Origin of the sequence: Ruegeria arenilitoris, assembly GCF_013035315.1 — a bacterium.
In the GTDB taxonomy this organism is placed as follows: Bacteria; Pseudomonadota; Alphaproteobacteria; order Rhodobacterales; family Rhodobacteraceae; genus Ruegeria; species Ruegeria arenilitoris_D.
In genome coordinates this window covers 436,111-459,888 of the sequence record NZ_WQHP01000003.1, presented here as the reverse complement: position 1 = coordinate 459,888, position 23,778 = coordinate 436,111, and the positions used below count along the sequence as shown (strand labels likewise).

At 59.0% G+C, this 23,778-nt stretch carries 20 protein-coding genes; 8 read left to right on the top strand and 12 right to left on the bottom strand.

The features are described from left to right. Positions 1 to 11: 11 nt before the first annotated feature. Both GOV53_RS09570 and GOV53_RS09565 read right to left on the bottom strand, forming a co-directional pair. A complete protein-coding gene (locus GOV53_RS09570; protein WP_170465780.1) occupies positions 12 to 1,922 on the bottom strand; it encodes an ABC transporter substrate-binding protein in 1,911 nt (636 codons plus the stop codon). Continuing rightward, positions 1,915 to 3,687 (bottom strand): ABC transporter ATP-binding protein, encoded by a 1,773-nt coding sequence (locus GOV53_RS09565; RefSeq protein ID WP_170465777.1) that lies wholly within the window; start codon positions 3,685 to 3,687, stop codon positions 1,915 to 1,917. The genes GOV53_RS09570 and GOV53_RS09565 overlap by 8 nt, the downstream gene beginning before the upstream one ends. A 233-nt stretch (positions 3,688 to 3,920) precedes the next feature. Between GOV53_RS09565 and GOV53_RS09560 the strand changes: the two genes are divergently transcribed. From GOV53_RS09560 to GOV53_RS09530, 7 genes are all read left to right on the top strand, one after another. Beyond that, positions 3,921 to 4,418 carry a class I SAM-dependent methyltransferase gene (locus GOV53_RS09560; protein WP_170426813.1) on the top strand — a complete coding sequence of 166 codons (498 nt, stop codon included), beginning with the start codon at positions 3,921 to 3,923 and terminating at the stop codon, positions 4,416 to 4,418. Between the two features lie 17 nt (positions 4,419 to 4,435). Further along, on the top strand, positions 4,436 to 5,065 hold the full coding sequence (locus GOV53_RS09555) for a glutathione S-transferase family protein (RefSeq protein ID WP_170465774.1): 630 nt from the start codon (positions 4,436 to 4,438) through the stop codon (positions 5,063 to 5,065). 112 nt (positions 5,066 to 5,177) lie between these two features. Then, a complete protein-coding gene (locus GOV53_RS09550; protein WP_170465771.1) occupies positions 5,178 to 7,580 on the top strand; it encodes a GcvT family protein in 2,403 nt (800 codons plus the stop codon). 2 nt (positions 7,581 to 7,582) lie between these two features. Then, a complete protein-coding gene (locus tag GOV53_RS09545; RefSeq protein WP_170465768.1) occupies positions 7,583 to 9,133 on the top strand; it encodes a trimethylamine methyltransferase family protein in 1,551 nt (516 codons plus the stop codon). Next, positions 9,134 to 9,808 (top strand): TetR/AcrR family transcriptional regulator, encoded by a 675-nt coding sequence (locus tag GOV53_RS09540; protein ID WP_170465765.1) that lies wholly within the window; start codon positions 9,134 to 9,136, stop codon positions 9,806 to 9,808. It abuts the gene before it with no gap. After that, positions 9,805 to 11,109, top strand: a complete 1,305-nt coding sequence (locus GOV53_RS09535; protein ID WP_170465762.1) for an NAD(P)/FAD-dependent oxidoreductase — start codon at positions 9,805 to 9,807, stop codon at positions 11,107 to 11,109. The genes GOV53_RS09540 and GOV53_RS09535 overlap by 4 nt, the downstream gene beginning before the upstream one ends. 56 nt (positions 11,110 to 11,165) lie before the next feature. After that, positions 11,166 to 11,897 (top strand): hypothetical protein, encoded by a 732-nt coding sequence (locus GOV53_RS09530; protein ID WP_170465760.1) that lies wholly within the window; start codon positions 11,166 to 11,168, stop codon positions 11,895 to 11,897. A 1-nt stretch (position 11,898) separates the two neighbouring features. On the opposite strand, the gene GOV53_RS09525 is transcribed toward GOV53_RS09530, so the two are convergent. Then, the gene (locus tag GOV53_RS09525; RefSeq protein ID WP_437436793.1) at positions 11,899 to 12,270 is read right to left on the bottom strand and encodes a DUF3307 domain-containing protein; all 372 of its coding nucleotides are present in this window, start codon (positions 12,268 to 12,270) and stop codon (positions 11,899 to 11,901) included. 244 nt (positions 12,271 to 12,514) lie between these two features. Here GOV53_RS09525 and GOV53_RS09520 point away from each other — a divergent pair, with 244 nt between their 5' ends. Then, positions 12,515 to 15,511: a cyclic nucleotide-binding domain-containing protein gene (locus tag GOV53_RS09520; protein WP_170465956.1), complete on the top strand. Its 2,997-nt coding sequence runs from the start codon at positions 12,515 to 12,517 to the stop codon at positions 15,509 to 15,511. Here the strand turns inward: GOV53_RS09520 and GOV53_RS09515 are convergent. The 9 genes from GOV53_RS09515 to GOV53_RS09475 form a co-directional block, all read right to left on the bottom strand. Further along, positions 15,508 to 15,804 (bottom strand): ArsR/SmtB family transcription factor, encoded by a 297-nt coding sequence (locus tag GOV53_RS09515; RefSeq protein ID WP_170465953.1) that lies wholly within the window; start codon positions 15,802 to 15,804, stop codon positions 15,508 to 15,510. The two genes, GOV53_RS09520 and GOV53_RS09515, sit on opposite strands and share 4 nt — an antisense overlap. Before the next feature lie 109 nt (positions 15,805 to 15,913). Then, positions 15,914 to 17,146, bottom strand: a complete 1,233-nt coding sequence (locus tag GOV53_RS09510; RefSeq protein WP_170465758.1) for a mandelate racemase/muconate lactonizing enzyme family protein — start codon at positions 17,144 to 17,146, stop codon at positions 15,914 to 15,916. A gap of 24 nt (positions 17,147 to 17,170) precedes the next feature. Next, positions 17,171 to 18,265, bottom strand: coding sequence for a Zn-dependent alcohol dehydrogenase (locus GOV53_RS09505; protein WP_170465756.1), 1,095 nt, complete (start codon positions 18,263 to 18,265; stop codon positions 17,171 to 17,173). 81 nt (positions 18,266 to 18,346) lie between these two features. After that, positions 18,347 to 19,546 (bottom strand): TCR/Tet family MFS transporter, encoded by a 1,200-nt coding sequence (locus GOV53_RS09500; RefSeq protein WP_170465753.1) that lies wholly within the window; start codon positions 19,544 to 19,546, stop codon positions 18,347 to 18,349. A 67-nt stretch (positions 19,547 to 19,613) separates the two neighbouring features. Then, positions 19,614 to 20,342 carry an alpha/beta fold hydrolase gene (locus GOV53_RS09495; protein WP_170465750.1) on the bottom strand — a complete coding sequence of 243 codons (729 nt, stop codon included), beginning with the start codon at positions 20,340 to 20,342 and terminating at the stop codon, positions 19,614 to 19,616. 12 nt (positions 20,343 to 20,354) lie between these two features. Beyond that, a complete protein-coding gene (gene pcaD, locus GOV53_RS09490) occupies positions 20,355 to 21,143 on the bottom strand; it encodes a 3-oxoadipate enol-lactonase (protein WP_170465748.1) in 789 nt (262 codons plus the stop codon). Between the two features lie 58 nt (positions 21,144 to 21,201). Continuing rightward, positions 21,202 to 22,176, bottom strand: a complete 975-nt coding sequence (locus GOV53_RS09485; protein ID WP_170465745.1) for a threonine ammonia-lyase — start codon at positions 22,174 to 22,176, stop codon at positions 21,202 to 21,204. Further along, on the bottom strand, positions 22,173 to 23,000 hold the full coding sequence (locus GOV53_RS09480; RefSeq protein ID WP_170465742.1) for an alpha/beta fold hydrolase: 828 nt from the start codon (positions 22,998 to 23,000) through the stop codon (positions 22,173 to 22,175). Before GOV53_RS09480 ends, GOV53_RS09485 begins: the two co-directional genes overlap by 4 nt. Beyond that, positions 23,000 to 23,686 carry a haloacid dehalogenase type II gene (locus GOV53_RS09475; RefSeq protein WP_170465739.1) on the bottom strand — a complete coding sequence of 229 codons (687 nt, stop codon included), beginning with the start codon at positions 23,684 to 23,686 and terminating at the stop codon, positions 23,000 to 23,002. The genes GOV53_RS09480 and GOV53_RS09475 overlap by 1 nt, the downstream gene beginning before the upstream one ends. Positions 23,687 to 23,778: the final 92 nt, after the last annotated feature.

Below are 23,778 nucleotides of genomic sequence, written 5' to 3'. Positions count from 1 at the left end.
GCTGCTCCTGATCAGTCGGCGAAAAAGAATTCGTCGGGGCGGTGGATGCCGAAATGGGCTCCGGGCTCCCACGCCCACATGCCCTGCTCGGGTACGTTGCGCAGGCGGTTGGATACGACGATGGGCTGCGGCGCGCCGTTCAGAATGCCGATGGCATAAAGCTGGTCGGCATGGATGTTCAGCATCTCGGTCCAGACGGCAGCGCGTTCTTCGTCGGTTGTGGCGACCTCCCAATCATGGGCAAGCTCCATCAGACGCTTGGCCTCGGGCATGTCGGGCGCTTCGCCGACATCGCCGCCGGTTTGGTAATACTGCCCCCATTTGGGCCACGCCAGAAACACCTGATCAGTCGGGGCAAGATAGGCGGGCGAGGTGTGAGCCTGCGGAATGCCGTCATCCCAGCCGAACCAGACCGAGGCCATCGTGTTTCCAGCAAAGACGCGGTTGCGCAGGATGTCCCGGTCCAGAGGACGCATGACAAGGTCGACGCCGATCTCACGCCATGTGTCGGTGACGATCTGCAGGGCGTTTTCAACCTCCTGCCGCTCACCGGCGGTTTCGATGATCAGTTCCATCGGACGACCATCGGGCAGCAGCCGGATGCCGTTCTTGTCGCGCTCGGTCAGGCCGGCCTCGTCCAGAAGGGCGTTGGCCATATCGACGTCATACTGCGCCCAGGCCTGCGCGTTTTCCTCGCTGAAGAACGGAGAGGCAGGCAGCACCGACATCGCCCCGGGATGAGCCAGCTTGAAATAGAGCGCCTGGTTGATCGTTTTGCGGTCGATGGCCAGCGAAAGGGCGCGGCGCACTCGGACGTCACGCAGCACCTCGCGCCAGGCCTCGTCGGCATAGTTCAGGTTCGGATAGATCGCGATCTGAGACGCGACGCCGGTCTTCCACAGCAGGGTTTTGTAGTCGCCGCCAGCTTCACCCTTTTTCAGGATTGAGGCGTCGCGAAACGCCAGCCCGCGTCCTTGCAAATCAGTCTCGCCCGCGTTCGCCTTGGCCGCGACCAGACCGGGGGCCACAATCTCCATCTCGACCACGTCGATATACGGCAGTTGCACACCATTCGAGTCGATGCGGTGGTAATACGGGTTACGCACGAAATTATGGCGGATCTTCTTACCTGAGCTTGCGTTCAGCCACGGTTGCAGCGTCGGAAGTTCGTGGTTGTCGAACTTGTACAGGTTGTCCAGCTTGTTGTGCAGGGCGGCCCAGCTTTTGACACGGGCGTCCTCGACCAGAAAGGCGAGTTCTTCGGCGTCTGCAAACTTGTCATGATATTGTTTGAGGAAAGCGGCGGGGCGATAGATGAACGGTGGCCGCGCTTGCGCGAGGGACTGCAGAAAATCGGGATTGGGATCATCCCACTCGAACACAACAGTGGTTTCATCCGGGAAAGTAACGGTTGGTGTCTTTCCTTCGACAATCAGGAAATCCGGCGGACCCGAAGGGCTGAGAAGTTCGTTATTGGCCACGTCCTCCCACCAGTAGCGGAAATCTTCCGAGGTAAAGGGTGATCCGTCCGACCATTTATGTCCATCGCGCAGATGCAAGGTGAACTTGCGATTGTCTTCGTTTTCGTAGGATTCCAGCAGGTCCGGCACGATCTCGTAGTTTTCGTTAAAGCCGACCAGTCGGGCATAGCCATAGACCACCATCTGACGGATATCTTTGGACCGGGTGACCATGGTGCGCAACGTTCCGCCCGGTGTTCCAAACTCTCTGCCCTTGGTGGCCAGGTCCACCACCAGCGGCTCGGCTGGCAAACGTTCGGCGACAGGAGGAAGGTTGCCCGCGTCTACTTCTGTGGCCCAGAATGCGCTTTCCTGCGGAGTGGGCGTGTTTGCCGTGGCGGGCAGCATCCAGGTGGCGGCCAGTGCGGCGGCCAGAATGAGAGGGCGAGTGGTCTTAAACATGGCATCGTACCTTATGTCCGGGCTCCATCTCTACCAATGAAGGTATCACGGAGTCGGTAAATCGGAAGGTGTCATCCCAACTGTCTGGTGAACCTGCACCCAAAGCAACCAGTTTAAGGTCGATGGGCCGGTTGATGTCGGGTTCCGGTTGAGCGGCGATCAGCGCCTTGGTGTAAGGATGGCGGGGGTTGTAAAACAGTGTTTCAGGTGGTGCCTGTTCGACGACAAGCCCCCGGCGCATCACCGCAACTTCGTCGGCGATACGCGCCACGACCGCCAAGTCGTGCGAGATAAACAGGTAAGAAAGGTTCAGGCGATCCTGCAGGCTTTCCAGCAAGGTAAGGATCTGTTCCTGAACCGACACGTCCAAAGCCGAGGTGGGCTCGTCGCAGACAATCAGCTGCGGGTCCAGCATCATCGCCCGCGCAATCGACAGGCGCTGTCGCTGGCCGCCAGAAAACGCGTGCGGATAGCGTTTCAGCATATCACCGTTCAAGCCAACGCGTTGCAGCATCTCGACCGCCTTGTCGCGCTGTTCGGCAGCGGACCCAATGGCGTGGATCTCAAGCGGTTCAGTCAGCGCGTCCTGAATGCGCATCCGTGGACTGAGTGAGCTATAGGGGTCCTGAAATACCATCTGCGCCTTGCGCTGGAACGCAGTGCGTTGGGCACGCGTCATCTGATGCACGGGTATAGGGTCTTCGTCCGGCGCGGTGCGGAACAGAACCTCGCCCCCCGGATCGGGAAGCTCGGCGCCAAGGGCAATCCGCGCAGCCGTAGTCTTGCCCGATCCGCTTTCGCCCACAATCGCCAGCGTCTTGCCGCGGGCAAGGTTCAGGTCGACGCCGCGGCAGGCATGGATCAGCTTGTCTTCTTGCCACCCTTTGCTTGAGCGCATGGTGTAGGTCTTGGACACGCCCTTCATTTGAAGGATCAGGTCTTCATCCGGCATCGGCAAGCCGACCGACTCTTCATCAGGGATGGCGGGCGCGGCGTTGAACAGTTGTTGCGTATAAGGGTGCGCTGGGGCGCTGAGGATCGGCGCGGCGGCACCCGCCTCCATCACGCGGCCTTTGTGCATGACGACGACCTGTTCGGCCATGTTGGCCACAACGCCCAGGTCATGGGTCACCAGGATCAGGGCCATGCCCGTCTCGCGTTGCAATTCCTTAATCAGCCCCAGCACTTGCGCTTGTGTCGTAACGTCAAGCGCGGTCGTAGGTTCATCCGCGATCAGCAATTCCGGCTTGGACACCATCGCCATCGCAATCATGGCGCGTTGGCGCATCCCGCCGGACAACTCGAACGGATAAGAATCATAGGCACGTTGCGGGTCCGGGAAGCCCACGCGCTCAAACTGGGTCAGCACCTCTTTGCGGGCCTGCGCCTCGGAGGCATTGCGATGCAGCCACAGAACTTCGCTGACCTGATTGCCGATCTTGTGCAGCGGGGACAGAGATCGCATCGGCTCTTGAAAAATCATCGAGACCCGGTTGCCGCGAATATCGCGCATCTGCCGTTCGCTGATCTGGGTCAGATCTTCGAAGCCCTTCGAATCATTCAAGGTAATTGTGCCGCTGCGAATCTGTGCTGCGCGCGGCAAGATCCGCAAAGCTGCACGGCATGAGATGGTTTTGCCCGACCCGGATTCACCGACCAATGCCAGCGTTTGCCCGGCCTCAACCTCAAAGCTGACACCTTTGACAACAGGCTCACCCGCACCGAATCCGATGCTCAGGTCCTTGACGGACAACAACGCAGTCATTCGGGTTTTCTACCCGTTTGTCCGAAGGTCGGCATCGGCGTTTTCAACTCCCTGTGTTTTTTGATGCAGTTTCGCGCGGTTGGGCCTGTGTAGTCAAACCCGTTCTTAGGCTGAATTGTCGCGAAAATGTGAAACTTTTGCCAATCCGGCTACACAAAACCTTGAGGATTTGTCATCACATGCACTGTCAGCCGCAGATTATAAGCTGATTGATATCAAGGAGAGATTTCCCCGTGCCCGACAACCAAAGCCGCCTGGATCTGTTCATCGACCGCATGGTGTCCCAGCGGGCCTGTCTGGATTTCGCCATTGCCCAGACCAAAGGTATGCCGGGGCCAGTGTTCGAACTTGGGTTGGGCAATGGGCGGACATATCACCACATGGTGCAGTACATTGACGACCGTACGGTCTATGTGTTCGAGCGCGCGGTGGCTTCGCATCCGGATTCCACGCCGCCCGAGGATCGCGTGATCTTGGGAGACGTTCGCGAAACGCTGCCCGCGTCGCTGGATCGCTTTGGCGCGACTGCCAGCCTGATCCATGCGGACTTGGGCGGCCATAACCGCAAAAAGAACGACGATTTCGCCCGCTTTGTCTCTCCGCTGATTGAACCGCTATTGGCCGAGGGCGGTTTGATGGTGTCCAGCGATCGGATGTACTTCGATGCGTTGACCGAACTTCCACTGCCCGCGGGCGCCGTGGAAGGCCGCTGCTTTATCTATCGCCGCTGACTTGTCCCGAGGTCTCGATGCTGTTTTATGATTGCTCCACCGCTCCAAACCCGCGCCGCGCGCGTATGTTCATTGCCGAAAAGGGGCTGGAGATTGAGACCCGAGAAATCTCGATCGCCAAGGGCGAACAGCTTGCCGACGATTTCCGCGCTGTGAACCCGAACGCAACTGTTCCTGTGTTGGTTACGGATGATGGTACCGCGTTGACCGAAAACCTCGGGATCGCTGCTTATCTAGAGGCCCGGTTCCCTGAACCGCCCCTGATGGGGCGCACGCCCGATGAAAAAGGGCAGGTCCTGATGTGGAACAGCATCGTCGAACAGCAGGGCGGCATGCCCATTGCCGAGACTTTGCGAAACACCCATCCGGCCTTTGCGGACCGGGCGATTCCCGGACCGGTGAATCACGCCCAAATCCCCGAATTGGCACAACGCGGATCCGCGCGGGTTGGTCGTTTCTTTTCGATGCTCGAAGACAGACTCGCCGAAAGTTCGTTTGTCGCGGGTGCGGAATTCACCCTCGCAGACATCTCAACCTTCGTCTTCGTCGACTTCGCCCGTGTGATCAAGATGCGGATTCCACAGCAAAATACCGCCACCCTAGCGTGGTTCGATAAGGTCGCATCCCGCCCAAGCGCGCAACTCTGATCGCTGCCTTGTCTAGGTCGGTTATTCAACGCGACGAGAACTGTACAGAAATGTCTAGACAGATGTGAACAGTGCCACTAGCGTCCTGCCAAGCCATGCAGGGGAGGGCAGGATGAAATCTCAGTATCGCGTAGTGGTCATCGGGGGCGGCGTCGTTGGCGCTTCGGTTCTTTATCACCTGGCCAAGTTCGGCTGGTCGGATGTTGTGATGCTGGAACGCCGGCGCTTGGCGTCCGGGTCCTCGTGGCACGCGGCAGGTGGCATCCACGCGTTGAACGCGGACCCGAACATGGCGTCACTGCAGGCCTATACCATCGACCTTCTCAGCGAGATCGAAAAGGAATCCGGCCAAAATATCGGCCTGCACATGACCGGAGGCCTGACGCTTGCAGGCACACCCGAGCGATGGGAGTGGCTGCAGGCCAACTATCGCATTTTCCAGTCCGTTGGCATTGACGATTGCGAGTTGCTGACCCCGGAAGAGGCGCAGAAACGCTGCCCGATCATGTCCACAGACGGCGTGCTGGGTGCGATGTGGGCGGATCGCGAAGGCTATATCGACACGACCGGCACGGTGCAGGCTTATGCCACGGCGGCCAAAAAGCGCGGCGCTGAATATTACGAAGAGACCAAGGTCGAAAGCCTGACACAGACGGCCGATGGCTGGCAGGTGGTTACCGACAAGGGCACGATTACCTGTGAGCATGTGGTCAACGCTGCGGGCCTTTGGGCGAAGCAGGTCGGCCGCATGGCTGGGGTCGAACTCCCGGTTTCGCCGCTCAAGCATCATTATCTGATCACAGACGCGGTGCCCGAAGTTGCGGCGGCAGAGTTTGAGATGCCGATGACCGTGGACCTCGAAGGGTTCACCTATATGCGGCAGGACCAGAAGGGTGTTCTGGTCGGGATTTACGAGGTCGACCATGAACACTGGGCCATGGACGGCGCGCCGTGGAACTACGGCGAAGAGCTGTTTCAGGAACAGCTGGACCGCATCGAGAATGAGTTGACGCTGGGCTTCGAGCGCTATCCCTCGATCCAGAATGTCGGCATCAAGACATGGGTCAACGGCGCATTCACCTTCTCGCCGGATGGGAACCCTCTCGTCGGTCCGGTGCCGGGTAAACGCGGCTACTGGTCGGCCTGTGCGGTTATGGCGGGCTTCCTGCAAGGGGGCGGAGTTGGTAAGACACTGGCCGAATGGATGATCCATGGCGAGCCCGAAGCCGACGCATGGCCGATGGATGTGGCGCGCTATGGCGACTTCGCGCAAAACAAGCGTTATATCCGCGAAACCACCGGCCAGTTTTACTCGCGCCGTTTTGTGATGACTTATCCGAACGAACAACTGCCGGCGGGACGTCCGCTGAAAATGGCCCCTGCGCATGATGCGATGACCGAGGCGGGTTGCAAATGGGGCGTCAGCTGGGATCTTGAAGTGCCGCTCTACTTCGCGCCGAAAGGGTTTGAAGAGACGCCGACGCTGAAACGCTCGAATGCCCATGACATCGTGGCCGAGGAATGCAAAGTCATTCGCGAAGGCGCGGGTCTGCTGGATATCTCGGGCTTTTCGCGGTTCGAGGTTTCGGGCCCTAACGCCGAAGTGTGGCTCGACAAGGTCATGGCATCGAAACTGCCCGCGCCGGGGCGGGCGAAGCTGGCTCCGATGTTGGGCGAGAACGGGCGTCTCAAAGGTGATCTGACCGTTCTGAACTGGGGAGATGGCACCTGGTGGATCATGGGCAGCTACTACCTGCGCGCCTGGCATATGCGCTGGTTCGACGATCACATGATCGATGGTGTCAACGTCCGCGATCTGGGCGAAGAATACTGCGGCTTCGCTGTTGTCGGACCTAAATCGCAGGCTGTGGTCGAGAAACTGGCCGAGCAAGATATCTCGGACCTCAAATTCATGGGCTGCGGCGATTTCGACATCGGCTTGGTCCGCGCGCGTGTCGCCCGCATGTCTGTCACGGGTGAGAAGGGATACGAGATCAACTGCCGCTATGGCGACCACATCAAACTGCGCCGGATGCTGCTGGAGGCAGGTGCTGATGAGGGTATTCGTGAGTGCGGTTTCAACGCTATGCTCTCGACCCGGCTTGAGAAGAGTTTTGGCATCTGGTCGGCGGAATTCACGCAGCTTTATACGCCCGGCATGACCGGAATGGATCGCTGGATCGATTGGGACAAGGACTTTGTCGGCAAAGAGGCTGCCGTCGCAGAGCGCGACGGTAATGGCCCGGCACAGGTTCAGGTCACGCTTGAGGTGGACGCCGTGGACGCAGACGCCAGTGGATACGAGCCCGTTTGGTCGGGGGGCGAGCGCGTGGGTTTTGTCACATCGGGCGGGTATGGCCATTATACGGGTAAATCTCTGGCCATGGCGCTGGTCGATCGCGACAAGGCCGCGCCGGGAACCGAGCTATCGGTTCATGTGGTCGGCGTTGAACGTCCCGCGCGGATCATCGCCCCGTCGCCATACGACCCGCAGGGCAAAGCGATGAGGGGCTGAGCATGATCGGTCAAACATCCGAACGTGGGCGACGACGGCGCGGCCGAGGCGCAGAAGCTGCCCCTGCGCCCAGTCGGGACGTGAACTATCGCCAGTTGCGAAATCCGTTTCCCCAGATGGAGGTTTTTCCGGCGGATCAGATCGCCGAGATGCACGAAACGGCCCTGCGCACCTTGCAGGAGCTTGGGGTCAAATGCCTGCTACCCGAGGCGCGCCGCATCTTCAGTAAAGCGGGCGCGCGTGTGGATGAAGACACCGAGATGGTCTATATCGGGCGCGATCTGGTCGAGGCCGCAGTCGCCTCGGCCCCCAAGTCGATTGCTTGCCACGCCGGGGCGCGTCGTCGGGATTTCACTCTGGAATTGGGCAGCCTTGTTTTCCAGCCGGGGGCAGGGGCCCCGAACGCAACGGATCTGGAGCGGGGGCGTCGCCCTGCAACCGGGCAGGATTACCTAGAGTTCTTGAAACTCACTCATCACTTCGATGTCTTTCAGATGATCTCACCCCAGGTCGAGCCGCAGGATGTGCCAACGAACCTGCGCCACTACTTCACAACTCAGGCGCAGATGGAATTGACGGACAAATTCCCGTTCTTCTTTTCCCGTGGCACCCCGCAGGTGATGGATTGCTTTGAAATGCTGTCCATCGCGCGCGGTCTGTCGGACGACGAGTTCCGCTCGGGCGCGCATTGCTACACGATTATCAACACCAACAGCCCGCGCACGTTGGACATTCCGATGGCGCAGGGTCTGATTGATTTTGCGCGGAATGGCCAGATGTCGATCATCACGCCGTTCACACTGATGGGGGCTATGGCTCCGATCACAGTGGCCGGCGCCATTACGTTGTCGCATGCCGAGGCATTGGCGGCCCTGACCCTGACGCAGCTGACCAATCCCGGTGCGCCTGTGTGCTACGGGACATTCACCAGCAACGTGGACATGAAATCAGGTGCGCCTGCGTTCGGTACGCCATCGCATTTTCAGGCCTCGCTGGCAGCGGGGCAACTGGCGCGGCACTTGGGCCTGCCTTGGCGTTCGGCTGCTGGCTCGGCCTCGAACATCAACGACGTTCAGGCCGCGAATGAAAACCAGTTCGGTCTCTGGGGTTGTCTGATGGCCGGGGCGACGGTGATCATTCACTCGGCAGGCTGGCTCGAGGGTGGCCTGACCGTGTCCTTCGAGAAGATGATCTGCGATGCCGAGGTTCTGAACATGGTGGCCGAGCTTTGTGCCGGGGCGCAGGCAGGCACTGCCGAAATCGGGTTCGACACGGCGCTAAGCGAGGTTGAACCCAGCGGGCATTTCTTTGCCTCCAGCCAGACGATGGAGCGGTACAACACCGAGTTCTACCAGCCCCATGTGCATGACTACGCAAATTTCGGAACGTGGACCGAACGCGGGTCGGTGGATGCCAATCATCGGGCGACGGGTGTTTGGAAAGGCATTCTGAGCGAGTTCAAAGCGCCGCCAAGTGACAGTGACCGTATCGGAGCCTTGCAGGACTTTGTCGCGCGTCGTACCGCTGAAGGCGGCGCACCGCCGGAGAGTTGAATGAACGCGAAACCTATCCTGCACCGGGATGACCCTGAAGCCGAGCCGTTGGTCGGCAACATCAAGGTTACCCGCGATGATTGGCTGAACGTGGCGATGGACGTTCTGATCTCGGATGGCGTGGATCAGATCAAGGTGCTGAATCTGGCGGAACGGATGGCCGTGTCGCGGTCGTCTTTCTATTGGTACTTCAAGTCTCGGCAAGAGCTGCTGGATGCGTTGCTTGCTCGCTGGCAGGCCACCAATACCGCCGCTTTGGTCGCGCAGGCCGAGGCCCCTGCGGAGACGATCACAGGAGCAGTCTGCAATGTGCATCGCTGCGTGGTGAACACCTCATTGTTCGATACGGCGCTTGATTTTGCCGTCCGCGACTGGGCGCGTAAATCTGGCAAAGTTCGGCGGGCGCTGGATCAATCTGATGCGCGCAGGCTAAAGGCTCTGCACGCGATGTTCGCGCGATACGGTTATTCCGAGTACGAGGCCGAAACCCGCGCACGAGTGCTGTACTATATGCAGATCGGCTACGATCTGGCGCAGTTGAACGAACCGATGGAGACGCGGATCGCCATGGTTCCGCATTACCTTTACGTTTTCACTGGGGTTGAACCGAAACCCGAAGAAGTCGAAGAATTCAGCGCCTATTCAATGCGCTATTGGAAAGGAGATCCCTCATGAGCCAACCTGACGCAATCATCATCGGAACCGGTGTGATCGGCGCGGCCATCGCCTTTGAAATGGCAAAAGCGGGCTGGAAAACCCTGTCGCTGGACCGAAACAGCCAGGTTGGCCATGGCTCGACCGCGGGGTCCTGCGCGATCATTCGGATGCATTATTCGACCTTCGACGGGACGGCATTTGCTTGGGAGGGTTACCACTACTGGCGCGATTGGGCTGAATACCTTGGTCTGCCAGAAGACGCTAACCTGGCGCAGTTCCGCGAGACCGGCTGTCTGGTGATGAAAACCGACGCCAATGGCATGCTGGAAAAGCACATGAAGAACAGCGCTGATCTGGATTGCCCGTTCGAAGAATGGTCGGTAGACAAAGTCAGTGAACGTCTGCCCATCTATTCCAAAGACAGTTTCGCACCTGCACGCCGTATGGACGACCCGGAATTTGGTCAACCGAACGGCCGCAAAATGCACGGCGGTGTGTTCTGGCCGCAGGCGGGCTATGTCACCGATCCGGCGCTGTCCGCGCAAAACCTGATGGATGCAGCCAAGCAGCACGGCGCGGAAGTGCGCACGGGGGCTGAGGTGGTTGAGATCCTGACCAACGGGGGTCGGGTTTCGGGCGTCAAACTGGCGTCGGGTGAGGAAATCCATGCGAAGGTTGTCGTGAATGTCGCCGGTCCCGGCTCGGCCATCATCAACAAAATGGCCGACGTTCTGGACGATATGACGATTGAAACACGTCCTCTCCGGCAGGAAGTCGTCCACGTTCCCGCGCCCGAAGGGTTCGATTTTGAAAACGATGGCACGATTGTTTCGGACAGCGATATCGCCTGCTACTGCCGCCCCGAACATGGCAACCACATTCTTGTCGGCTCAGAAGACCCGGAATGCGACCCGCATCAGTGGTGTGAGGATGACGTGCACTACAACCACGACTTCACCGACCAGTGGACCACTCAGGCCATGCGGTATGCCCAGCGTGTACCCAGCCTCGGTATTCCCTCCAAAACGCGCGGGGTGGTGGACCTGTATGACGCGTCGACCGACTGGATTCCGATCTATGACAAATCCAGCCTGCCGGGGTTCTACATGGCCTGCGGCACCAGCGGGAACCAGTACAAGAATGCCCCGATTGCTGGCAAGATGATGACGGCCTTGATCGAGTACTGCGAGGGCGGCGCGGATCACGATGCGCAACCGCTGCAATATGAACTGCCCTATATCGGGCGTTCGATTGATGTTGGGTTCTATTCCCGCAAGCGTCCCATCAACGAAGAAAGCAGTTTTTCTGTTCTGGGGTAGTTAACTGAACAAAACGCTCTATCCTTCCTGCGAACTGAAAATAGGCAGGACCCAGGATGGCCGAGCCGAAAAATCGTGTTTTGATACTTGGGAGCGCTCCGGCTGCGATGGCTGCGCGTGAGTGGTCCCGAACCCCGTTCACCCATATCGTGGCGATCAACAATGCCTGGCGCATTCGCCCTGATTGGGATTTTATGATCCACCCTGAGGATTTTCCTGAAGACAATCGACCGGATGCCCTGTTACAGGGCCAAAGCATTGTCGAGGCGCGTGACTACGTCCCGTTGCAAAACAGGTTTGGCGGTTTTGTGTATGCCGGTGGCACAATGGCGTTCACCGCCGGATATTGGGCCCTTGCGGCGCTGAAACCGGCCGTTTTGGCCTATTTCGGTTGCGATATGATTTATCCGAATTCCGGCCAGACCCATTTCTACGGCACCGGTGCCGCCGATCCGTTGCGCGCGGATGTCACGCTGCGCTCGCTCGAAGCGAAGTCAGCGCGGTTGGGTCTGTTCGGCGCGGCACAGGGTTGTCGGGTTGTACGCCTGTCGCAAGGGGACAGCCGACTGGTCTATCCGTCCGTCACGCCCGATACGCTCATGTCATCAGGTTTGCCATCTACCAAGGGTATGCGGTCGGTCTTACAGGTCGAAGCGTCACTAAACTATTTTGTGCCGTCTGGTCGATATTGGGACCATGAGGACCAGTTCGATGCAGCTCGGATTGACCAGCTGGACCGGCAATGGCTTCAGGCATATCGCCTGAGTGCTTTGGAGAACGTGGCGTGATTCAGGTCACGGGTACGGCGACGAATTCAACCCAGGCCCATACCATCGCAATATAGGTCAGATTGTGCATGAACTGATCCAGACCGGCGGCGCGCCAGAAAGCGGCCTGTGTTGGGACCAGTTGCTTCTTGTCGGAATAACTGGCCTTGGCAAAATCGATATTGAAATGAACGACCCATTCCAGCGCAGCAATGATCAAAATAAAGGACCAGGGGGCGCCGAAAATCAAAAAGACAAGTACAGACCCGACCACATGCACACCCGCATGCTGCGCACGTCCCAGGTGAAAATACTCACCGCGTCCTGCCAACATTTTCGGGGTCTGTAGGAAGAAGTCCGCAAACATATGTTTGATCTGCAATAAGCAGAGCATCAACAGCACTGCGCCTATACTGGCAGTCAAATTCGTCCTCCCGATATCGTCCCAGTCCAAACTCTAGGCACTTATGGCAGCATGCGCAAATGAACTTGTTCACATTCGGCAATTATCTGATCAAATTGGAAACCGTTTGCGTCTTTTGACTGGATTGCGGTAAATTCGGGGTGTTGGATTTGCGACACTTTCGTCAAGATCGGATCGGTGATCCGCAGCAGGGGCAGGTTCCATAGAACGTTCAATTTTCCAGTTCATTTGGAAGTACTCGAAGCGCGACCAGCTGATCCTGCTGGCCGTGACCTCGACGCTGTTTCCGCTGTTGTACCTGACGCTGGAGCTGCCCAAGCGCATCATCAATGATGCGATCGGCGCAACCAGCCCGACTGTCGAGTTCTGGGGCTACAGCCTGCCGCAGACGACCTTTTTGATCATTCTTTGCGTCGCGTTCCTTATGGCGGTCTTGGCGCATGGCTTGATGAAAATGCGCATCAACACGATGAAAGGTGTGTTGAGCGAGCGGATGCTGCGTCGGTTTCGCTATGTCCTGATCAGCCGCGCTCTGCGGTTTCCGCAACCGTATTTCGAGCGGGTCAGTCAAGGTGAGCTGGTGTCCATGGTCACCGCCGAAAGCGAACCGATGGGCGGATTGATGGGCGACGCGATCAGCCAGCCTGTTTTGCAAGCCGGGCAGATGATCACCATCCTGTCTTTTCTGTTTCTGCAAAGCTTCTGGTTCGGGCTTGCAGCAGTTGCGCTGATCCCATTGCAGGCCTGGTTGATCCCGAAACTACAGCGACAGATCAACCTGCTGAACAAGAAACGCATTCAAGAGGTCCGGGTTCTGGCTGCCCAGATCGGCGAGAACGCGGCGGGCGCGTCCACCTTGCGCACCAATGGCGGGTGGCGGTATCGCCGCGCGATGATTTCGGACCAGTTGGGCCGTCTGTTCGGCATCCGCTTTGAAATCTATCAGAAGAAGTTCTTTATGAAGTTCATAAACAACTTCATCTCGCAGCTGACGCCGTTCATGTTCTATCTGGTTGGTGGTCTTCTTGTGTTGCAGGGCTCGGTTTCGCTGGGTGCGCTGGTCGCTGCTCTGGCGGCGTATAAAGACCTGAGCTCGCCGTGGAAGGAACTGCTGACCTATTACAACCAGACACAGGACATGGGCTTGCGCTGGGAAGTGGTCACAGAACGGTTTGCGCCGGCAGGCATGCAGGACGAAAAGCTGTTCGAGGGCGAGCCTGAGACACGCCCCCGCCTGAGCGGCGATATTGTGCTGGATCATGTCTCGGTCCGTGACATGGACGGCAATCAGGTGCTGGACGATCTGAACCTGACTTTTGCCAGCGGACAAACAATCGGGATCGCGGCCCCCAGCGAAGAGGACCGTCGCGCTGTGGCCGAGCTGTTGACGCGGGAAATCCTGCCAAGCGCGGGCCGGGTCCGGATTGGGGACCTCAACCTGTCGGACCTGCACCAAGGCGTTGTGGCCGCGCGGATCGGCTATGCCTCGTCCCGGCCGGTGATGTTCCAGGGCACGCTGGGCGACAATGTTATGATGCCGATGCGGTTCAAACCGCAGTCGAGCGAAACGGATGATCCCGGATTTGCCGAGACGCTGCGTGCCGGAAACAGCCCGGATCCGTTCAAGGCAGATTGGCTGGACCCGACGACCGCCGGGTTGCAAAGCGCGGACGAGGTGCGCGACTGGTGGCTGAAGCTGATCGACGGGATGGGTTCGGGGGCGGCTCTGTTCTTGCGCGGTGCAGAACAGGTCTTTGATGCGGGCGAACACCCTGAACTGGCGCGCAAGCTGGTGGAATTGCGCCCGCTTGTGCAGCAGGCGGTCAAGGACGCAGGGCTGGGACAGCAAGCTCTGATCTTTGATCGCAATTGCTATAACGCGGCGTTGCCGGTTGCGGAAAACCTGCTGTTTGCCACACCGAAAGTGCCCGTCACCCAAGAGCTTTTGGCACAGCAAACGGTGTTCCTGCAGCAGTTGCGCGCATTTGGTCTGGACGAAATTCTGGTCAGCCTGACGCGGGATGTGATCGAGATGCTGCGCCAGATCTTTGGTCTGGATGGTACCGACCACCCGCTGTTTCGCAAATTGGGGCTTGATGCGCAGACCTATGAGGCTGCTGTCGAGTTGGTCGAAAAGACCCGGAACGAAGGTGTCTCGGGGCTGGACGATGAACAGTTGGCCAACCTTCTGGCGGTGCCTTTCGTGATTTCGGCAGAACAGATCGGCCCGGCCTTCACGGATGACCTGAAGGACCGCATTCTTGAATTGCGTCACAGTCATTCCGAAAAGCTGCTGGAACGGCTGCTGGACGTCTTCGTACCACTGGACAACACGGCGTTTGCGCCGGGTCTTACGGTTTTGGAAAACGCGCTGTTCGGCAAGGTCAGCCAGATCGGCGGCGCGCGTTCGGATGAGGCGCGCAAGCTGATCGTCGATGTGCTGAACGAAAACGGCGCGCGCCCTCTGGTAGTCGAACTGATCTATGATGTTCCGGTCGCTCTGGGCGGGCAGAACCTGCCTGCGGTCTTTGCTGAACCTTTGTCCTTTACGCGCGCGACGATCAAGAAACCCGACATTCTGATCCTTGAGGATGCGCTGGCCAGCTACGATATGGCCTCGAAGGTAGCGGTCTACAAAAACCTGCGGGCGTTGCTGCCGGATACGACCGTGATCTATCTGAATGACCAGTTCGAAAATCCCGGCGTATTCGACATGTATGTCGAAATACGGCAAGGTCGGGTGGTCTCGGATGAAGGACCTGCGGACGTGGAGGAAGACAGCGCCGCCTCAGCTGACCTTGCGCGGAAGCTTCGCGCGCTTGAGCAGACACCACTGTTTTCCGGGCTGGACCGGAGACAGCTGCGCCTGCTCGCCTTTGGTGCGCGCTGGTTTGATGCTAGACCCGGAGAGATCGTGTTCCTCAAGGATGATCAGCCAACCGACGGTGCCTATGTGGTTCTGGGCGGAGAAGCGGGGTTGTACCTGCCGCAGCCCGACGGAGCGGATCAGTTGATTGCAAAAGTTGGCCCCGGTGCTCTGGTCGGAGAATTGGGGCTGATCCGTAAGGAACCTCGGGCCTTGAGCATGATTGCCGAAACCGAGCTGTCCTGCCTGCGGATCGGTGAGGAAGAATTCCTGGCCGTGGTTGAAAACGATGCCGCAACAGCCTTCAAGCTGCTGCAGGTCATCGCCGGTTACGTATCCAACTAGGCCTGTTCGCTATCCGGGCCGCAGAACATTTCGTAGAGAACGCCGATCACCTGTGCTGCGCCTTCATCGTTCAGAGAGTAATAGATCAACTTGCCCTCTCTGCGCGTTGCAACAAGGTTCTCGGCGCGCAGGCGGGCCAGCATCTGGCTAACCGCTGCCTGTCGGATACGCAGAAGGTCCTCAAGCTCACCCACAGATTTCTCACCGTCGGCCAGATGACACAAGATCATCAACCGGCCCTCATGCGCGAGGGTTTTGAGAAAGGCAGATGCCCTTGCCGCGCTTTCCTTCATGTCGGATAGCGCAGTTTCTGATTGCTTGTTGTGGTCGTCTTTAAGTGTCACGCGTGGCCTGTCCAACACCTTTTGGTTGGGCCAATGTGCCCCAAGATGCATAGGGTTGTCACCCCTCGGTTGCCGGCGCGCCACCCTGAAAGGCATTTCCATTGGCGTAATCGCAGGGATCTTCCTGCATTTGCAAATGTAGACCATCGCCTGTGTAGGGGTGCGCGCGGGCCAGCTCTTCGTTGACCTCAATCCCAAGGCCGGGCGCTGTTGGGGCCGGGACAAACCCGCTTTCCACCCGCAGGTTTCCGTTGATCAGTTGATCGTGAAACGGCGTTTCGATGGTTTCAAGCAACAACAGGTTCGGGATTGAAGCAGCCAGATGGATGTTGGCGGCCCATTCCACCGGACCGGCATAAAGGTGCGGGGCCATCTGGGCGTTGAAAACCTCGGCGATGGCAGCGACCTTTTTCATCTCCCAAATGCCACCGGCGCGGCCAAGAGCGGGCTGAAGGATTTCCGCCGCTCCGGCACGTAAGACCGCAGCAAACTCGGCCTTGGTTGTCATGCGTTCGCCGGTTGCGACCGGAATTCGGACATTTCGCGCGACGCGGGCCATGTCGTCGATCATATCTGGGGGCGTCGGTTCCTCGAACCAGAGCGGCGAATAGGGCTCTAGCGCTTGTCCCAACCGGATTGCGCCAGCTGTGTTGAACTGCCCATGCGTGCCGAACAGCAGGTCCGCCTTGTCGCCCACCGCCTCGCGGATCGCTTTGCAGAAAGCCACGGACATCGAAATGTCCGTCATCGCGGGCATATGCCCACCGCGGATGGTGTAAGGTCCGGCCGGGTCGAATTTGACGGCCGTAAAGCCACGTCGAACCATTTCAGCGGCGCATTCCCCGGCTTGTTCCGGTGACGTCCAGAAATCGGTCAGATTGTGCTGGGGCAGGGGGTACAGATAAGTATAGGCCCGGATGCGGTCATTCATCAGCCCGCCCAAAAGGGCATAGACCGGACGGTCGCTATCCTTGCCCAGAATGTCCCAGCACGCGATTTCCAGCCCCGAGAATGCCCCCATAACGGTCAGGTCAGGTCGTTGCGTAAATCCGCTGGAATAGGCACGGCGGAACATCAGCTCGATATTTTCGGGGTTTTCGCCCTGCATATGCCGTTCGAATACATCCTGTATCACAGAGCGCATCGCCTCGGGGCCAATCGACGACGCGTAGCACTCGCCCCAGCCGGTGATACCGGTATCGGTCGTGACTTTGACCAAAATCCAATACCGACCGCCCCATCCCGGCGCGGGCGGCGCGGTGATGATGATATCGAGGTCCTGCAGTTTCATCTGATACCCTCCGGTCGTGTTGGGTTAGTCCCGATCGAAAACGACGACGTTGCGTTTGGCGGAACCTGTTTTGGTGTCCTCAATCGCGTCATTGATCTGCGACAGGCTCCACCGGCCCGAGATCAGTTCGTCCAGTTTCAGACGACCTTGTTCATAAAGGTCGATCATCCAAGGGATATCGCGCTGAATGACCACGTCGCCCATTTTCGACCCCACCAGACCCTGGCCCAAAGCGGCCAGAACTACGGGTTCATAGCTGGCCATATCGCCTGAATGTGGCATGCCGATCATGATGGCCTTGCCGCCCTGGCCCAGGTAACGCGGTGCCTGATCATAAGCAGGAATCGCGCCAACGGTGATCAGCACCGCGTCCGCACCACGACCGCCCAGCGCTTTGTAGGCGGCTTTCCACGGAGCTTTCTGGTCGGCCAGCACTCCATGAGTCGCGCCGAATTCATTGGCTATGGCCAGTTTCTCTTCGGTCATGTCCACGGCCACAATACGGCGCGCACCCGCAATTCGAGCCCCTTGGATCGCGTTCAGCCCGACGCCGCCTGCGCCGATCACGACCACGTCCTGACCGGGGCGTAGCCCAGCGGCGTTCACTGCAGCACCGACACCGGTAATTACGCCGCAGGACAACAGGCTGGCGACATCTTTGGGCATAGAAGCCGGGATTTTCACGATCTGCCGGTGGCTGACGACAACCTTCTCTGCGAAGGCCCCGCAGGCCATGGCCTGTTCAAGCGGACCGCCATCTGCCGTGCGCAAGGGGCCGTTCACCGTGTCATAGGGCGTTTCGCAAATCGTTGGCTTGCCGCCCGCGCATGAGGGGCACGAGCCGCAGGCACGGATAAGGGTGACCACAACAGGATCACCCACCTTGAATTCTCCGACCGCATCGCCGGTGGAGGTGATGATACCCGCGGCCTCATGTCCGTAGACGGCCGGAAGGTGACCGCCCCACGCGCCGCTGGCGAATGAAATGTCCGAATGGCAAATCGCCACGGCATCCAGTGTCACTTCGACCTCGCCTGTTTTGGGTGGCGCGATCTGAACGTCTTCAATGACCAGAGGTTCACCGAACGCCCGGCACACGGCGGCTTTGATGGTTTGCATGCTGTCCCTCTCTCCCTTTGCGCCACGGTGGCGTGCTAAAGGAGGCGCTGCAAGGCGGAATCCGCCAAAGCGATGTCGTTGTTACGCCATGACCCTACGTGAGCGGACAAATACAAACAGTCCGATGACCATCAAGACCAACGCCAAGAGGAACGGCGCGCCCGGTAGATAGATCGGCGCGCCGGGTTTGATGAACTGCGCGAAAACACTGGTCATGACCAGCGGGGCAATGACCATCGACAGCGCATGCAAGGACGTCAGAACGCCCTGCAGCTCACCCTGTTGCGAATCCGGGGTCGCACGCGACATCAGGGCTTGCAGGGCGGGGGTCACAACCGCTCCGATTGCGGTGACGGGGATCAGCATCAGGGCAATCACGCCATTGGTCAAAAAAGCCAAAAGGAGGAAGCTGAACAGTTCGAACAACATGCCATAGACGATTGTGACCCGTTCCCCCAGATACTTGGTTGCGGGGCGGATCAGGCCTCCCTGAACTGCGGCCATACCGATCCCATAGACCCCTAGAGAAAGGCCGATCATCTGCGGTGACCAGCCAAACCGTTCGGTGGTGAAATATGCCCAGATGGCGGGATAGACATAGATTGAAACGGAATACAGGAAATAGACCCACAGCATGGGCCTGATGCCGGGCAACGAAGCTATGGCGCGCAGTGAGTTCACCGGATTTGCACGGCGCAGATTGAACACACGGCGGGTTTTGTCCGTGACGGTTTCGGGCATGACAAACACGCCGATAGCGAAGGTCAGAAAGGACAGGCCTGCCGCTGCCCAGAACGGCGCTCGCGTTCCGTATTCACTCAGCAGTCCACCCAATACTGGCCCAAATACAAACCCAACCCCAAAGGCTGCGCCCAGCAAGCCAAAGTTGGCCGCCTTTTCGTGTGGCTTGGACACATCTGCCATGAACGCGGCAGCTGTTGCATGTGTGGCCGCCGTTATGCCTCCGACGATACGCCCGGCCAAAAGCAGCCAGATGCTGCCGGCAAGCGCCATTACCACGTAGTCCAAGGACATGACGAATAACGAGACCAACAGAACGGTTCTCCGTCCGTAAGCGTCTGACAAGTTACCCAATATTGGCCCGAAAACGAACTGCATCGCGGCAAACGCAGTGCTGAGGATACCGCCCCATATCGCAGCCGTCGCCAACGATCCGCCCTGCACCTCGACGATCAACTCGGGCATGATTGGCAACACAAGGCCGATGCCCATGGCGTCGATCATGACCGTGAGAAGGACAAAGAAGAAGGGCAGGCGCATTGGAACCGTTAGGATGACAATTTGGGCGGACCTTACCTGCAGCAGGTGCAGGTGGAAAGGGACGCGTTCAGACTTGTGATCCGGCGAGATCCTTTTCGATTTTGTCCAATAAATCAGCCAGTTTCTGAGGCTGCGCAAAGAAAGGTGAATGCGAGCTGTCGATGGTGTGACGCATCGCTTCGGGGGCAGTCAGGCTCATCTGCGCCTGATACTCGGTCGGGATCGTATGATCGTCCGTCGCGCGGATATAGGCCTTTGGAACACCGGCAAACCTGTCGCTGGTGGGCAGAGGGGTGTCTTGTGGCGCGATGGCTTGCGGGCATAGCCGCGCAAAGGCATATGGCAGTACGTCGGGCGGGCAATCGTGGTAGAAAAGGTCCCACACCATATCCGGTTTGACCGTATAGGACAGCCCATCGGTGGATTTCTCGACGGCTTCGTGAATTGTCTGGCGTGGCGACAGCTTGCGCATCTCGACCATCGACAGGCCATCCTGCGGAACGTAGGCTGCCACATAGATCAAGGCGCGCATGGCGTTCGGCGCGGCTTCAGCCGCGGCGCTGATCGGGTAACCGCCCCAGGAATGCCCGACGATGATCGTCTGCGGTTTGCTCGCCGCCAATACCGCGTCGCGGCAGCTGTCCAGCGTAACATCGGCAATCGGTGTCGGGTCGGCGCCATGGCTGGGCAGGTCAATCGCACGCGCGCTATGTCCCAAAGCCTCGACAGCAGGGATCAGATCGCGCCAGCACCACGCGCCATGACAGGATCCGTGGACGAATAGAAAATCAGCCACACCGGCGCTCCTTCAGATATGTCCGATTTCGGTCATGAAACCCTGCAGCAGTGCCGCGTATTCTGCCGGTTGCTCGACGCATGGCAAGTGCCCGGCACGCCGCATCAACTCGAACCGTGCGCCGGGGATCAATTCGACCGTTTCCCGCACAAGATCGGGTGGGGTCGATCCGTCTTCGCTGCCCGCAATTCCCAGTGTAGGCAGGCGAAGGCCGCTGGTCGGAGTGTAGAAATCGGTGCCCGAAATGGCGGCGCAGCAGCCCAGATACCCGTCGACCGGCTGACGCACCATCATGTTGCGCCACAGCAGGTGCTCAGGCGTCGCGCGATAAGCTTTTGAGAACCAGCGTTCCATAGTGGCATCGGCCAGAGCCTCGATGCCACCGTTTCGCACCGCATCCATGCGCTCTTGCCAGATCGACGGGATACCGATCTTGGCCGCAGTATTTGACAGTACAAGCGCGCGAACCTGATCCAGACGTTTGACCGCCAGCCCTTGTCCGATCAGCCCGCCGATCGAAAGGCCGACAAACAGACAATCGCGCACCTCAAGCAGGTCAAGCAGGCCTTCAGCGTCGCGCACCAGCGCGCCCATCGAATAGGGTGCAGGCGGTTTCGAGGACAATCCGTGGCCGCGTTTGTCAAAGCGGATAATGCGCAGCCCCTCAGGAAGGTGCGGCAGCATATCGTCCCAAAGCCGCAAGTCGGTGCCCAGCGAATTGGCGAATACTATCGGTGCACCATCCGGATCACCATCTATTCGATAGTAAATTTGCACGTCTCCAAGGTCTGCGATCTGCAAGACTCTATCCCCGTCGTCCTATGTCCAATTGCCAACTTGCCCCAGCCCGAACAGCTTGTCAGGTCAGGTATTCCAGTGCTTTTCCAACGACTTCGGGGTCCGCGTTCCCCCCCGAGGCCACAACGATCACCGTGTTGCCCTGGACCTCTTCCGCGCGATACAGCGCTGCAGCCAGCGAAACCGCCCCGCCCGGTTCCAGAACGATCTTGAGGCGCAGGAAAGCTTGCGCCATAGCGCTGAGCGCTTCCTGCTCTGAAACCGAAAGGCCGGGACCGCACAACCGGTTCAGGATCGGGAATGTGATCTGCCCGGGCTGCGGTGTCAGGATTGCGTCGCAGATATTGCCCGAGGTGGCCGCGTTGCTTTGGACCTTGCCAGTAGCCAGGGATCGTTTGACGTCATCGTACCCCTCAGGCTCGCACGGTCGGGCGCGTAGGCCGGGCGCGTGACCTTCCAGCGACAGCGCGATGCCCGAGGTCAAACCGCCCCCGCCGCAGCACACCAGAACATCGGCCTTGTCGACGCCCAGATCAGCAGCTTGGCGCGCCAGTTCCAGCCCGACGGTGCCTTGGCCAGCGATGACCTGCGGTTCGTCATAGGGGCGGATCAGGGTCAGGCCGCGGTCCGAAGCCAGTGCTTCGCCAATCTCTTCCCGGCTTTCGTTCGCGCGGTCGTACAGAACAACCTCGCCACCCAAGGCTCGAGTGTTGTTGATCTTTAACTGCGGCGCATCGGCCGGCATGACAATCACCGATGATATGCCGTGCAGGGCCGCCGCATGGGCCACTCCTTGCGCGTGGTTGCCCGAGGAATAGGCGATGACGCCGCGCTGCCGGTCCGCCTCGCTGAGCGCCGAGATCGCCGACCACGCACCACGAAACTTGAAGCTGCCGGTGTGTTGCAGACACTCAGGCTTTACCAGCACACGGCGGCCAGCGATTTCGTCCAGAAAAGGCGATGACAGTATCGGCGTTTCCCGAACATGCCCCTTGAGCCGCCGTGCGGCGGCTTCGATCATTTCCAAACTGCTCATGCGTCCACCAGAATTTTGCGAATAAGGTCAAGCGCCTGCGGTTCGTCCAGAAACGGGACGTGACCGCGACCCGGTATTTCGGCCGACAAAAGGCCCGGGTGGCGATTGCTCATCTCGGTCAATGTACCCTTGCTCAGAACGTCCGAGTTTTCGCCCCGGATTGCCCCAGTGGGAATATCCTTGAGCGCTTCAAAGAACATCCACAGATCCGGAGCCGCGCCGACGGCCGCCTGTTCCAAAATGGCGGTGCGCAGAGCCGGGTCATAAGTCAGGCCAAGACCATCGGCTGTCTTTTTAAACTGAATTTCCGCAACCTCTTGCCAGCGTTCCAGAGGTACGTCCGGAAACTGCGGGGCCATTGCGATATGCAGCGCCTTTGCGGCCAAATCATAGGTCTTCGAGACGGGCGGTTTGCCAACGTAGTCCATGATCTTGGCAATGCCCGCAGGTTCCAGAACCGGGCCAACATCGTTGAGGACCACGCTTAGCAACCGTTCAGGATGGCTGGCCGCAAGGGCCATTGCGATCAGGCCCCCGCGCGAGGTTCCGATGACATTCACACGGTCGAGACCAAGATGGTCCAACAGCTCAAGCGCATCGTGCGATTCGCGAAAGATGTTGTAGTTCATGTATTCGGGATCACGATCTGACCGTCCCCGCCCGCGATAGTCCATGGCGATCATGCGCATATCGCTCAGATGCGGGGCGAGGAACGAAAAGTCCCTGCAATTCCGCGTCAGACCCGCAAGGCAGAGTACGGGTGTCCCTGACCCATGATCCTCAAAGTAAATCTGCCTGTCATCAGATGTTGTGAAAAACGCCATTAAAGCCCAGCCAGTTGAGGAATCGCGGTCAGGTCGGACAGTACATGCGCAGGGCGCCAGGGCAAGCGGTCTACTGGCTCGCCAGCGCGGTTGACCCACGCGGTTGCAAAACCATAGCCACTGGCGCCGGCGGCGTCCCAACCATTTGAGCTGACAAACAGAACTTCGTCGCGTTCGCACCCGAACCGGTTCTGCACCAGATCATAGACCCGCGAATCCGGCTTGAAGACACCAACGCTTTCTACCGACAAAACGTCGTCCAGAACGTCGCCGATTCCGGCGGATTTAACTGCTCCGTCCAGCATCGGCAGCGACCCGTTCGACAGGATTGCCGTTTGCAGCCCGCCTTCTTTCAGCGCCCGCAACATCTCGGGGACTTCGGGATAGGCCTGCAACTCCCAATAGAGATCCAGCAAACGCTGGCGCATCGTGGCGTCGCCGTCCAATCCTGTGGCTTCGAGAGCCCAGTCCAGACCATCCTGGGTTACATCCCAGAAGTCCGTATGGGCATCCGTGATCGCACGTAACCAGGTGTATTGCAGCTGTTTCAGGCGCCAGTGATTGGCCAGTTCGGGCCATTTCTTCTGTAGCGCTTCAAATCCGGGTTCCCCGGCCGCTTGCCGAGCCGCGGCGGCCACGTCGAACAGCGTTCCATAGGCATCGAAAATGCAGGTCTTAGTAGGCATCTGGCCCCCCTCCGGTGCGTCAGCGGCAGGTTTGCATAACAACGAGGGCTAAGAAAAGAGGGCGGGGTTTACAATGTCGTGTCAGCCCCTAG